The following is a 12355-nucleotide window of genomic DNA, read 5'->3' on the forward strand; positions in this document are numbered from 1 at the left end:
GCGCTTCGTTTATATCAACCCTTTGGTTTTTCATAGTTTCTATTATGATATGTTCAACTCTATAAATCTATGATCGCTTATTATTTTTTTTAGAGAAAGATAACGATTGGAGCTGCGGCCAATCGTTAATATGAAAGGGATTTGTAATAAAGCGGCATGAATTCCTACTCTTTCGCAGGGGATTACGGACGTTATGCCGAAATTACCATGTTACACGAACGTTCATATTACTCGCGAAAAGGAGATATAACTCAGAATGAATACCATTGAGCTGCGCAAAAAAGAGCTTGGCAACTTGTATCCGGAACCCACAATCAACGAGGAGGTTTTGAATCAATTTTGGGAGGAAGTGTTGAAGGCGTATAACGAAAAGCCGCTTCACATTGTTAGTCTACTGGAAGCGACGCCATATCCTTATATGGAAGTATCCAAGGTCACCTATCATGGTTATGATGATACGCCCATCCATGCTTGGTATATAGCTCCAGCTAAACATTCTTCGGACGAAAAAAAACGACCGTGTATCGTAACCTTTCCGGGTTATTCCGGAGACCGTGGATTTCCAGAGCGGTATGCTCACTGGCTGATGCTGGGTTATACGGTGCTTGCCGTGGATGTCAGGGGACAGGGCGGAGAGACGGGGAATCTCCTTCCATTGGACAGCGGCGTGGTTAAGGGCTGGGTGACGCAGGGGATTACGGATATTCGTCGCTCCTATTACATGGCAGTCGTTATGGATGCTGTTCGAGCGGTGGATGCTGCATCGCAGCAGCCAGGAGTGGATCCGAAAAAAATTGCCGTGGTTGGCGGCAGTCAGGGTGGCGGACTGTCTCTGCTTGCAGGGGCCTTGAATCCGAAGGTTGCGGCCATTGTGGCCGACATTCCCAACATGTGCAGGATGGATTACGGGATTCTGCATTCGGTCAGCTCGCTGAACGAAATCGCCCAATATATCAAGCGCTACCCGGAGCAATTGGATCAAATCCTGGAGCATCTCTCGTATTTTGACATGCTGAATCTGGCGCCGCGAATCCAGGTGCCGGTCATGGTATCCGTCGGCTGGAAGGATACGGTCTGCATGCCTGAAACCATATATGCAGCATACAACCGAATGAAATCGGCAAAAGAAATAAGAGACTATCCGTTCTCCGGCCATGAGGTCAATGAGCACCAGAAGCGGGAGGGCGTCTTGTTCCTGGAACGGATTTTTAACGGGGAATAGAACAAGGTGATAGATTTAGGGCGTGGGCACGGGGCCCGACGCTCGATTAGGATTACTCTTTATTTAGGAAGAGGGCAGAAGTAAAGTAAACGGAATCACACTCAAAAAAATGTTATGTTAATGTTATATAAACTAACACAAATTAAGAGTTTGTTATCTTTTTTGACGTAAATGTATTGACAACTACCCAAAATCGCCTATAATTATACCCAAGGACAGAAAAAACTCGATAAACACCCTATACCTACCCCGGTCAATGTAATATTAATTTACATAAAGGGATGTTGAACCATGATGACAGCAGGCGAACTCAAACAGGATCTTTTGAGGGTTTACAACGCGATAAATAAGAAAATATTTAACGTGGGTGTAAAGCAGCAAAAAGTCGATTTCGTTGGCAACAAAATCATCATTGGATCGAGAAATAGTAGAGTCCCCGTCCTCAAACTGCTGGATGAGAATTACCCCCTCTCTACCCGGCAGTTGGACCACCTTTTATTCCAGGTGTTCAAGCAGGAGATTAAAGCTTCCCTGGAACAGCAGTTTCAATTTAAAATCATCTCCATTCTTAAAGACTATGATGCAGAGACCGAGTTTTCCGGTACCATCGTGTTTTTGGAGAAGGATGTAGAAGCATATCTGAACGACATGCCCTCTTGTAGTGCGGGTTCAAAAAGTCAGGTATTCAGCACCGAAGCTTATGCTTCCGATGTGCGTTTTTTCAAAACGCTTTAGTTGGATGAAGCTAGGGACGTCAGGAGCGGAGCGTAGGCAAAACCTACGTGAGCACCGGAAGGCCCGGCTGAATTCAATATTCGATGTCGATTAAGCTTCATGTGCTGCTACGTGATCAAAAGATGACTTTTTGAACAACCTCGAGTAGAGAGCGGGCCGATCGTCAGTTTGGTACCAAGGCACATACATGTGTGCGACTTGGGGCTGGACTGGCGATTTTTTGTTACATCCGCTTTTGAAAATACATGTTTGATGTATCATGAAATCAAAAAAGAGGAGGAAGGGGTATGAGTCACAAAATTGAAATTTCGGGCGTCAGCAAGTGGTTTCGCAGAAACGGGGTAGAGATTGCGGCCATGAGGGAGACAAGCTTGGCGATCGAGGAGGGATCGAGACCCTGATCATGACGGGAGTCAGCACCAATGTATGCGTGGAATCAACGGCCCGCGACGGGTTTATGCTGGATTATCATATCGTGCTTGTAGCGGATGCTTGCGCATCGTATTCGCAAGCAGCTCATGACAAGACGCTTGAGAATATTGAAGGCTATTTCGGGAAAGTTAGTGAAATGGCGCAGATTATCGATATTTGGATGGATCAAATGCCTGAGGAACGGCTGCGGTCGATGTCGACCGCTCAGCCGGCTATCGGCTAGCTTGTCAGAACGTGGTTCAACCAGGGGAAGCTCTCCGCATGCGGGGGCTTTTTCTATGAACGGCACAGAAATTAATGAATAAAGCGGGTGAGTCCTGCATGAATAACAAATCAAGGATGATCGTCCAATATACCATTTGTTTAGGGGCATTTCTGTCCAATCTGTCGGCCGGCATGTTCAACATTGCGCTTGTTGATATAGCCAGAACATTCGATTCCACCATCCCTACGGCACAGTGGATTGTCACCGCCTATTTGCTCGTCATCTCCATACTACTTCCGGTCATGGGAAAGCTGGGGGATATGTTGGGCAGGCGGAAAATCCACAATATCGGCTATTTTGTGTTTATGGGAGGGGCGCTCTGCTGCGCCTTGTCACCTTCATTAAACGGACTGATATCTTCGCGAATTCTGCAAGGCGTAGGAGCGGCCATGTATCAAGCCACCAATATGGCGCTGATCGTCTCGGTATTTCCGAAGGAGCAGCGAGGTAAAGCGCTTGGGCTCATCAGCACGTTTGTTGCTGCAGGCTCGATGGTCGGACCGAGTCTTGGCGGAATACTGATTCAGTGGTTTTCGTGGCGGAGCAATTTCTGGCTGCTGACGGCCATTTCTCTTATTGCATGGTTGTTCGCTCAGCGATTCATTCCGAAGGACGAACCGGAAAAAGGCGTAAGCCGATTGGATGTGCCGGGGGCTGCCTTGTTTGCGATATCCCTAACCGGACTGGTTACGGCCGTGAATATGGGGGCTCAGTGGGGTTGGGGTTCCTGGCAAGTTACGCTGTTGTTCATCGTATTCGGAGCGGGAGCTGCTGCATTCATCGGGTGGTGTCTATCTTCGCGGTGGGAACGAGGAGGGAAGGGGAAACTCCCGTTTATGAAGCTGGATCTGTTTCGGGATGCAGGCGTTAGCGTGGGAATCATCATCACCATCATTACCTATATGGCGGCTTTCTCCGCTCAGCTTGTGCTGCCCGTGTTTTTGCTGAGCGAGCTGGGCGTTGAACCTGCCACGGCAGGGCTGATCATGATGGGATATCCGTTGTCGCTGATCATATTCTCGCCACTGAGCGGGAGCCTGTCGGACAAGTTGGGGACATTTCCGTTATTGTCAGCCGGGCTGCTGCTCATGACAGCAGCGTTAATTGTGCTTGGTTTTGTATCGCCGGCATATCCGATCTTCTTCCTGATTCTGCTTATTGTCCTGCTCGGCGGTTCCATGGGCATCATTACGCCGCCGAACAATTCCCTCGTGATGGGCAGGACATCTACAACGGACCTCGGCCTGATCAGCAGCATTTTGGCACTGTCACGAAATCTGGGGATGATGTTTGGTACGGCGGCGGGTGGTGCCATGCTGGCGCTCCCGAGCCAATTGGCAGGGGGGCTTTTAGGATTTCGCATGATATTTGTGCTGAATACGGTTCTGGTTGTTATTGTCTATTTAACGATGATCCTATCCTTTCGGTTCGCACGACATAAGGAGACATTATCTTCATAGGAATTAGCCGAAAAAAAGGGTATCCTACGGTCTTATTGAGACCTGCAGGGTACCCTTTTCTTTCCTATTAGCTTACGCCCGGTCCAGAATCGTCTGGAGTGTCGTGCGATCCAAACCTTTTACGAGCTTGATCAGAAGTTCTTTAGCAGCTTCATAGTCGTCCGTGTGGATGATGGACGAAGATGTGTGAATATAGCGGGAGCAAATCCCGATGATGGTGGACGGAACGCCGATGCCGCTAAGATGCACTTGGCCTGCGTCCGTGCCGCCCGGTGAGACAAAGTATTGGTATTTGATTTTGTTGGTCTCCGCCGTATCTTGAACGTATTCTACCATTCCGCGGTGAGTCAGCATCGTCGGATCGAAGATGCGAAGCAGTGCGCCTTGACCCAATTGGCCGAACTGGCTCTTGTCCCCCATCATGTCGTTCGCCGCGCTGGCATCCAATCCGAAGAAAATATCCGGTTGAATCAGGTTGGCCGAAGTACGTGCTCCACGCAGTCCGAGCTCTTCCTGGACGGTTGCACCGGCGTAAACGGTGTTAGGCAGCTTCTCGCCATGGAGCGCCTGGACTAGCTCGATCGCCAGGCCGACGCCATAGCGGTTATCCCATGCTTTGGCCATGATTTTTTTCGGATTGGCGAGCGGCGTAAATTCACAGATCGGAACCACCTGCAATCCGGGACGAATGCCGAACGCTTCGGCTTCCGCCTTGTTGTCGGCACCGATATCGATATACATGGTCTTGATGTCGACCGGCTTGCTGCGCTGCGCTTCATCCAGCAGGTGTGTAGGAATGGAGCCGACAACCCCGACGACAGGACCGTTGTCTGTAATAATTTGCAGGCGCTGAGCAAGCACGGCCTGACTCCACCAGCCGCCGAGCGGCTGAAAACGGACCATACCCGCTTCGGTAATGCCGGTTACCATGAATCCGACTTCATCCATGTGACCGGCCACCATGACTTTTGGACCTTCATCGTTACCGCGAAGAACGGCGAACAGACTGCCCAGCCGATCCTGCACGAACTCATCTGTATATGGAGAGAGGGTATTCTTCAACCAGGAACGAAGTTCCCTCTCAAAGCCCGGTGCAGCCGGGAATTCCGTCAAAGTACGAAATAATTCCAGTGTTGATTCATTCATTACGAAATCGCTCCTTTAGAAAAGGTATGTAAGAGTTTTTCCTTTTCTAGTATGCCCCTATATATCTGAAAAGTCTACAAACCCGTGCCGCTAAGGCTACGTGATTTAAAAGCAAATGGAACAAGCACCCTGCATCCGGGAAAGGAATACGATGTTGAAACGAAGTGGAATTTTTGTTGTCCAGGGGAAGGAGCAGAGTATGAAGCACCATGGGATTGAGGTAAACGTCTATCATGCCGAAGTCAGAGAACTTCTGCTCATTATGGTTCTGTTCATCCTCCTCGTCATTTTGCTGAAATACATTCTTATATAATGACCAGCTCCAGCAATGATGGCAGGCGAATCTTATTTCAGCTTTCAGGGATACTCCTGGAGGCTGATTTTCGTGTGGGGAAATCTTGACGTTAGGACAAGCAGTGATTGCCAAGTAAGAAGGATGATTTTCCAAACATAAAGGGAGTTCAATCAAAGCATAATGATATCGAGTGATATCCATAGTGGCTCTTTAGCGTTTATAGAGGATTCCATACTTAAATAAAAGCGGAGGTGTATTGAAATGTCAGGCTCTAACCAAAAGCCTAAGTCTGATATCACCACAATGAGCTCAGGGGAATATCAGGCGATTGCCAAAAAGCATGAACCTCCCCGCCCCATACTTAAAAATTGCCTGCGTGCGTTTTTGGTGGGAGGTCTCATCTGTTTGATCGGCCAATGCATTCAGAAGTTTTTTATGTCCGTATTCGACATGAGCACCACCGAAGCGAGCAATCCGACGGTAGCCGTGCTGATTATACTCTCCGTCATTCTGACCAGCTTCGGCGTGTATGACAAAATCGCGCAATGGGCGGGAGCAGGCAGCGCCGTGCCGGTTACGGGGTTTGCGAATTCCATGTGCTCCGCAGCGCTCGAGCACCGCGCGGAGGGTTTGGTACTGGGGGTCGGGGCCAGCATGTTTAAGCTGGCAGGATCAGTCATTGTATTTGGTACCGTCGCTGCGTTTATCATCGGTATCATTTACGCTATTTTTGGCATCGAGGGGAGGTAACGAGAGATGAAGGTGATCGGCCAAACCTGGCAGTTCGAGAACAAACCCGTCATTATCGGCACGGGGACGATTGTAGGACCTGAGGAAGGCGAAGGGCCACTCGCCGATGATTTCGACTATGTCTACGACAATATTGAGATCAACGAAAAAACATGGGAAAAGGCGGAGCGAAAACTGCTGGAGGATGCTTCAAGTAAGGCGGTCGAAAAGGCTGGCATCAAGGAAGACCAGCTGCAGTTTTTTGTGGGCGGGGACTTGATGAACCAGATCATCAGCAGTTCCTTTGCTGCAAGACAGTTGGGTGTGCCTTACATCGGCGTATTCGGTGCCTGCTCTACTTCAATGGAGAGCCTCGCGGTGGCCTCCATGCTCGTGGATTCAGGAGGTGCCAAGTATGTCATGGCCGGTACTGCAAGCCATAACTGTACGGTCGAGAAGCAGTTTCGTTATCCTACGGAGTACGGATCGCAGAAACCGCCGTATGCACAGTATACGATAACGGGAGCAGGCTGCTCCGTCATTTCGGACAAGGGAGACGGTCCTGCTGTCACGTATGCCACTATTGGCAAGGTGGTCGATCTGGGCATCAAGGACCCGTTCAATATGGGGACGGCGATGGCTCCGGCAGCAGCCGATACAATAACCAAGCACTTTAAAGACACAGGCCGGCAAGCGAAGGATTATGACCTGATCGTGACCGGTGACCTGGCCTCGGTTGGACTTCCGATCGCTAAGGATCTCTTGAAACAGAATAATGTCATCATGGACGGCACGGTATTTGCCGATTGCGGCTTAATGATCTACGACATGGAAAAGCAGAAATACGTCAATGCAGGGGGCAGCGGCTGCGGCTGCTCGGCTGTTGTCACTTATGGCCATATTTTGAAACGGATGCTTAAAGGCGAATTGAAAAAGGTGCTGGTCGTTGCTACCGGAGCCTTGCTGTCGCCTCTTTCTTACCAGCAGGGTGAGAGCATTCCGTGCATCGCTCACGCTGTAGCTTTAGAGATGGGAGGATAACGCAATGCAGTTTTTATGGGCGTTTATTATTGGCGGTCTGATTTGCGTCATTGGGCAAATTATGATGGACGTTATTAAATTGACACCGGCACATACGATGAGTACGTTAGTGGTCGCCGGAGCCATCGCCGACGGGTTCGGATTGTATGAGCCGCTGGTCAAATTCGCGGGAGCGGGAGCCTCGGTGCCGATCACCAGCTTTGGTAATTCGCTTGTGCACGGCGCCTTGACGGAGCTGGGGAGGGACGGCTGGATCGGGGTCGTGACAGGGATATTCGAAGTCACCAGTGCAGGGATATCCTCGGCCATCATTTTCTCGTTCCTGGCCGCTCTGTTTGTTCGTCCGAAGGGATAAAACTAAAATCATCAAGAAGGAGAGACCCAGGCATCATGCCGGGGTCTTTTCCTGTTTATAGGGACGATAGAAGGTGAATAGGCAAAATATCTCTTCGAATGTACTCCGGGACCTCGATCATGTACAATAGTACTAAAATAAGTATTTATTCCCTTACAGGAGGTTAGTCATACATGCCCGTAAGCCAAGAATCCATGAAAATCATTACCTCGGTGCGAACCAATCTGGAGTCGTGCCTATTAGGCAAAGAATTTGAGATCCAATTGCTCCTTACGGCGCTGCTCGCTGGCGGACATGTACTGATCGAGGATGTGCCCGGCACAGGAAAGACCCAACTGATCAAAGCATTAGCGAAATCCATGCAGGGAGACTACCGCCGCATTCAGTGTAACCCGGATATTCTCCCGAGTGATATAACGGGTGTTTCGGTATTCCACCCGAGAGACGAAATGTTTTACTTCCGTCCTGGCCCAGTCATGACCAACATTTTGCTGGCGGATGAAATCAATCGAGCGACAACCAAGACGCAATCGGCCCTGCTTGAGGTAATGGAGGAGCGCAGCGTAACAGTGGATGGAGCTACCCACGAACTTCCGCATCCCTTCATGCTGTGCGCGACCCAGAACCCGATCGATTTTGAAGGCACCTATATGCTCCCGGAAGCACAGCTGGACCGGTTTATGCTGAAGCTGAGCCTGGGTTACCCTGATGCTGCCACGGAGAAGCAGTTGATGTACCGTTCGCGGGACGGACAACTGGCGGACAAGCTTCAGCCGGTGACGCATATGGATACCATTTCGGCTATTCAACGTGAGATTCGCGAGGTATTCATCGGTGACCCCGTCGCCGATTACTTGCTGAATATTACCCGGTCGACCCGCGAGCACCCTTCCGTTATGCTGGGCGCAAGTCCCCGGGCAACGCTGTCATTCATGAATGCTGTTAAAGCTTATGCCTTCTTGCAAGAGAGGGATTACGTTCTGCCAGATGATGTGAAGACGCTGGCTCCATACGTACTTTCGCACCGGATCATGCTGCGTCCGGAAGCCAGGCTCGACAATGCGAGTCCCGAATCGGTGCTCGAGTTTATACTGCGTCAGGTCAAAGTGCCTGTTCAGATGGGGAGATAGGCATGCGCCGCGCTGTTTCGTTATTTTTGAATGGCATGCAGCCGTCTAGACTGGCAGCGGTATTGGCGGTATGGTGCCTGTGTCTTTTGTATGTATTATTTCAGGGGGGCAAAACCTCGCTCATGCTTTTCTCCATGGTCAGCCTTCTGACGATCTATTTGATCGGTGCAGGCTTTGGTGGGGTCAATCGTGTGAAAGCCCAGCGAAGAGTGCTGGGACGATCGGAGCAAGAAGGAGAACTTCTTCACGCCGGTGAACAGGTTCGCGTGAAGCTGGAGGTCCATGTTCCGGGATTGCTTCCGATGCCCTATATGATCGTGCGTGAAGTATTGCAAAGGCACAACGGCGACTCCTGGTCTTTTGAAGATAGCGTCATTCCGAACCTCCGCGGAGCGGGCAAACTTGTATTTCAGACCCCTCCGCTTGAACGGGGGCGGTACGCTTTTTCAAAGACGGAATGTATTAGCGAGGATATTTTCGGATTAATGGAGCACAAGGGACGGATTGAAGTTCAGACCGATTTCCGCGTCCTGCCAAGAACTATATATATTCCTAAATGGCAGCGAAACATACGGAATTCAAGATTGGGCGGTACGCATACCACGGTTTCGGCTTCAAGACGGGAAACAACGCAGATCAACGGAGTTCGCGATTATGTATATGGCGACCGGATCTCCCGGATTCACTGGAATGCAACGGCGAAGACGGGCTCGTGGAAGTCGAAGGAATTTGAGCATGAATCGTTTCCCAGAACGATGATCGTGCTGGACTGCACTGCTGACGGATATGATCATGCCCAGCAATTCGAGCTCGCCGTATCGGCCGCCGCATCGCTGATCGAGTATGGGGCCAAGGAGCATGCGGGTACAGGCTTGTTCACGGCTACCCGAGAAGCTCAAATTTTCGCTCCCGCCGATCACGCCGGAGAGCGGATGCGCATGATTCAGCATTTGGTTGACGTGGATTATAACCGCAAAACCAAATTGATTGCTTCCCTGGAGAAATCCTATCGCCATTTTCCAAAAGGAGCCCTGTTCCTGCTGATCAGCCCGATGAGCGGCAAGGACGCTTCAGAGATCATGCGCTGGGTAGAAACCAGGGGAATGAACCCTTGCTTCTTGCAAATAAACAATTCCAATGAAACGAAAAAACGCGATGAATCCATATCGCTTCTGCAATCCCGGGGGATTTCAAGCTATTCGGTTTCTTCCCTTGATGAGCTTCCGGCTGCGCTGGGAGGTGGTGCATGATGAAGTTATGGCTGGACAAACTATCTACTACCTTCTTTAGTACCTTAACGATGCTATGGATCTGGGTCATCGGGATGCAGTGGGTCTCCTTTACGGAGACGATATGGCTCTCGGAAACGACAGCCATGGTTATCGCAGCATTAACCATTACGGCGGTTACCGAAGCGCTGCTGCCGATCAAGCAAGGTTACCGGGTGCTTATCCAGTTTGTTTTGATCTTGTATTGCGTGTACAGTTTGCTGAAAACTTACGGTAATCCGGTTCCCGCCTTCGGAGGTGAAGGCGTTCTGACCGAGGAAATCATGTATCTTTTTCCTTATTTGTGGTTTGCTATCGCCGCATGGGCCGCTTTCCTGTTCCTTACGCGGTGGGCCAAAACCAAGGGGCGCGTGCTTTTTGCAGTCGGGATCAACGTCATCGGTTTTGCCGTGCTGGATTCCTTTACGAAAATCGTGCTGTGGGATGAGATCGCCTGGGTGGTCGGAGCAGGGATGGGCTGGCTCGTATCCAGCCATTTTAACCGGTTCCGCAGGCGTTTTCCGCAGGGTTGGGTCAATTTATCGAAATATCCGTTTAAGATTATCGCCAACATTCTGGTCATCTTCTCTTTGATCATTGTGGCCGGCGTGAATATGCCACATGTGAAGCCGACATTAACCGATCCTTACACGGCGTGGAGAGAGTGGAACGGAGTGCCGTTATCCGGCAGCAGTACAACCGGGACCGGAACCCTTATCGAGTCACCGTCTGAAAGCATGTCCGGGTATGGACGAGAGGATAATGACCTTGGCGGAGGTTTTAATTTTGACTATTCACCGGTGATGTCGATTACCTCGGATGAACGCAGCTATTGGCGAGGGGAGACCAGAGCCGTATACTCGGGAACTGGTTGGGCGGACGGAGCCAGCAGCCGGCGTTCCGGTACGGGCGTGGGCATCGGTGAGGAATTGCCGGGAGAAGCCAGCGCATCCGTACCTACCAAAACGCTGGAGCAATCGGTAACGATGCTGAATGATACGGTGTATCCGGTATTGTTCGGTGCCTACACCGTTCGTCAGTTGGAGAATTTGGATGAGGATATCGATCCGGATCGGCTCAGCTGGGTGACCGAAGGCGCGGAGATGCATCTGGACGACGTTCGTAATGCGGACTACCCGAAGAGTTATACCTTAACGTCGCAAGTGCCGGTGATTCCAATCGATGAGCTGAGCACCAGGACTTATGATGAACTATATTCCAGCTCGATTGACGATGCTTATATCCAGATGCCGAGAAACTTTCCTGACCGCGTTTCCGATCTGGCCGAAGAAATTACCGCGGACGGAGATACGCCGTATGAGAAGGTCATGCTCTTGCAACAATATTTAACGAGCAACTTTACTTATACCAACACGCCGGATCTTACGCGCAAGAAGAGCGATGATTTTGTGGATGCGTTTCTGTTTGAAATCCAGGAAGGGTATTGTGATTATTTCTCTACATCCTTGGTGATGATGACACGGTCGCTGGATATCCCCGCGCGCTGGGTCAAAGGCTACGCGCCGGGAAGAATGACGGCTTCGGAGTACGTTCCGGCCGATGGTCAGACCACGATTGAGCCCGGAAACTATACCGTTACGAATGCTGACGCTCATTCCTGGGTTGAAGTATACTTCGGTGAGTACGGCTGGGTTCCGATTGAAGCGACACCGGGCTTCAGCATGCCGATTTTGACGGCCGACACAGACGCTAAGCCTGTCATTGAGGAAGAAGTTGAAGAAGAAGAGAAGGCAGAGGACAAGGCTACGCCAGCCGCAGCCTCTGATCATCAGCAACCTGTCTGGGTTAAAGTTGTTGTCACGGCAGCCGTGGTTGTTATCGTATTGTGGATTCTGTACATCGTGTGGAGAATGCGCATCAGCCTGCGTTTTGCCGGGGCACGCATTCGGGCGGGCAAGCCGCTGACGGCAGCGGATAAAGTCATTGCCGAAACCGAACGATGGATTCGTTCCGTGCAGCGCCGAGGCTTAGTGAGGCAGGAACATGAAACTCTCCGTGAATCGGTTGGCCGCTGGGTTAGTGCACACCCTGAGCTGGGAGCGGAGCTGAGACCGCTGCTGCAGCAATTTGAAGCGGCTCGGTACAGTCCGGCTGAAGTGAAGGAGGAGCAGTGGCGCTCAGTCCAACATGATGCTCAGAAGCTGAAGAAGTCCATCAAGAAGGTCCGCATTGTATCCGAGAAACGTCTATCAACCTAATCCAAGAAGACAGATTCGCGTGATGGGTGGTTGTGTTGCGTGTATCAGGATAACTCGA

General features: G+C 50.6%; 12 protein-coding genes. 11 read left to right on the forward strand and 1 reads right to left on the reverse strand.

Annotated elements, in window-relative coordinates; all coding sequences use genetic code 11:
- Window positions 1–256: 256 nt before the first annotated feature.
- The 4 genes from NYE54_RS09985 to NYE54_RS10000 all read left to right on the forward strand — a co-directional run bounded on the left by NYE54_RS09985 (window position 257) and on the right by NYE54_RS10000 (window position 4114).
- The gene (locus NYE54_RS09985) at window positions 257–1222 is read left to right on the forward strand and encodes an alpha/beta fold hydrolase (protein ID WP_339271884.1); all 966 of its coding nucleotides are present in this window, start codon (window positions 257–259) and stop codon (window positions 1220–1222) included.
- A gap of 291 nt (window positions 1223–1513) precedes the next feature.
- Complete coding sequence (locus tag NYE54_RS09990) at window positions 1514–1957, forward strand: DUF2294 domain-containing protein (protein ID WP_339271885.1); 444 nt, start codon at window positions 1514–1516, stop codon at window positions 1955–1957.
- Window positions 1958–2360: 403 nt separating this feature from the next.
- Window positions 2361–2612 (forward strand): isochorismatase family protein, encoded by a 252-nt coding sequence (locus tag NYE54_RS09995; RefSeq protein WP_339271886.1) that lies wholly within the window; start codon window positions 2361–2363, stop codon window positions 2610–2612.
- A gap of 98 nt (window positions 2613–2710) precedes the next feature.
- The gene (locus NYE54_RS10000; protein ID WP_339271887.1) at window positions 2711–4114 is read left to right on the forward strand and encodes an MFS transporter; all 1404 of its coding nucleotides are present in this window, start codon (window positions 2711–2713) and stop codon (window positions 4112–4114) included.
- A gap of 72 nt (window positions 4115–4186) precedes the next feature.
- Here NYE54_RS10000 and NYE54_RS10005 read toward each other — a convergent pair whose 3' ends face one another.
- The gene (locus tag NYE54_RS10005; RefSeq protein ID WP_339271888.1) at window positions 4187–5260 is read right to left on the reverse strand and encodes a M42 family metallopeptidase; all 1074 of its coding nucleotides are present in this window, start codon (window positions 5258–5260) and stop codon (window positions 4187–4189) included.
- Between the two features lie 151 nt (window positions 5261–5411).
- Here NYE54_RS10005 and NYE54_RS10010 point away from each other — a divergent pair, with 151 nt between their 5' ends.
- The 7 genes from NYE54_RS10010 (at window position 5412) to NYE54_RS10040 (ending at window position 12297) form a co-directional block, all read left to right on the forward strand.
- Window positions 5412–5573, forward strand: a complete 162-nt coding sequence (locus NYE54_RS10010; RefSeq protein WP_339271889.1) for a hypothetical protein — start codon at window positions 5412–5414, stop codon at window positions 5571–5573.
- Between the two features lie 243 nt (window positions 5574–5816).
- Entirely contained in the window at window positions 5817–6305 is a 489-nt protein-coding gene (gene spoVAC, locus NYE54_RS10015) for a stage V sporulation protein AC (RefSeq protein WP_076320540.1), read from the forward strand.
- Between the two features lie 6 nt (window positions 6306–6311).
- Window positions 6312–7325, forward strand: a complete 1014-nt coding sequence (gene spoVAD / locus NYE54_RS10020) for a stage V sporulation protein AD (protein ID WP_339271890.1) — start codon at window positions 6312–6314, stop codon at window positions 7323–7325.
- Between the two features lie 4 nt (window positions 7326–7329).
- Window positions 7330–7680 carry a stage V sporulation protein AE gene (spoVAE, locus tag NYE54_RS10025; protein WP_015734153.1) on the forward strand — a complete coding sequence of 117 codons (351 nt, stop codon included), beginning with the start codon at window positions 7330–7332 and terminating at the stop codon, window positions 7678–7680.
- A 173-nt stretch (window positions 7681–7853) separates the two neighbouring features.
- The gene (locus NYE54_RS10030) at window positions 7854–8810 is read left to right on the forward strand and encodes a MoxR family ATPase (RefSeq protein ID WP_076320542.1); all 957 of its coding nucleotides are present in this window, start codon (window positions 7854–7856) and stop codon (window positions 8808–8810) included.
- A 2-nt stretch (window positions 8811–8812) separates the two neighbouring features.
- Entirely contained in the window at window positions 8813–10060 is a 1248-nt protein-coding gene (locus NYE54_RS10035; RefSeq protein ID WP_339271891.1) for a DUF58 domain-containing protein, read from the forward strand.
- The gene (locus NYE54_RS10040; RefSeq protein WP_339271892.1) at window positions 10057–12297 is read left to right on the forward strand and encodes a transglutaminase domain-containing protein; all 2241 of its coding nucleotides are present in this window, start codon (window positions 10057–10059) and stop codon (window positions 12295–12297) included. The genes NYE54_RS10035 and NYE54_RS10040 overlap by 4 nt, the downstream gene beginning before the upstream one ends.
- Window positions 12298–12355: the final 58 nt, after the last annotated feature.

The sequence above is a fragment of the Paenibacillus sp. FSL K6-1330 genome (assembly GCF_037976825.1).
Lineage (GTDB): Bacteria > Bacillota > Bacilli > Paenibacillales > Paenibacillaceae > Paenibacillus_AQ.

Excerpts from the sequence above, each read along its gene's own strand:
- NYE54_RS09985 (WP_339271884.1), top strand. The coding sequence starts at position 257 with ATGAATACCATTGAGCTGCGCAAAAAAGAGCTTGGCAACTTGTATCCG.
- NYE54_RS09990 (WP_339271885.1), top strand. The coding sequence starts at position 1,514 with ATGATGACAGCAGGCGAACTCAAACAGGATCTTTTGAGGGTTTACAAC.
- NYE54_RS09995 (WP_339271886.1), top strand. The coding sequence starts at position 2,361 with ATGACGGGAGTCAGCACCAATGTATGCGTGGAATCAACGGCCCGCGAC.
- NYE54_RS10000 (WP_339271887.1), top strand. The coding sequence starts at position 2,711 with ATGAATAACAAATCAAGGATGATCGTCCAATATACCATTTGTTTAGGG.
- NYE54_RS10005 (WP_339271888.1), bottom strand. The coding sequence starts at position 5,260 with ATGAATGAATCAACACTGGAATTATTTCGTACTTTGACGGAATTCCCG.
- NYE54_RS10010 (WP_339271889.1), top strand. The coding sequence starts at position 5,412 with ATGTTGAAACGAAGTGGAATTTTTGTTGTCCAGGGGAAGGAGCAGAGT.
- spoVAC (WP_076320540.1), top strand. The coding sequence starts at position 5,817 with ATGTCAGGCTCTAACCAAAAGCCTAAGTCTGATATCACCACAATGAGC.
- spoVAD (WP_339271890.1), top strand. The coding sequence starts at position 6,312 with ATGAAGGTGATCGGCCAAACCTGGCAGTTCGAGAACAAACCCGTCATT.
- spoVAE (WP_015734153.1), top strand. The coding sequence starts at position 7,330 with ATGCAGTTTTTATGGGCGTTTATTATTGGCGGTCTGATTTGCGTCATT.
- NYE54_RS10030 (WP_076320542.1), top strand. The coding sequence starts at position 7,854 with ATGCCCGTAAGCCAAGAATCCATGAAAATCATTACCTCGGTGCGAACC.
- NYE54_RS10035 (WP_339271891.1), top strand. The coding sequence starts at position 8,813 with ATGCGCCGCGCTGTTTCGTTATTTTTGAATGGCATGCAGCCGTCTAGA.
- NYE54_RS10040 (WP_339271892.1), top strand. The coding sequence starts at position 10,057 with ATGATGAAGTTATGGCTGGACAAACTATCTACTACCTTCTTTAGTACC.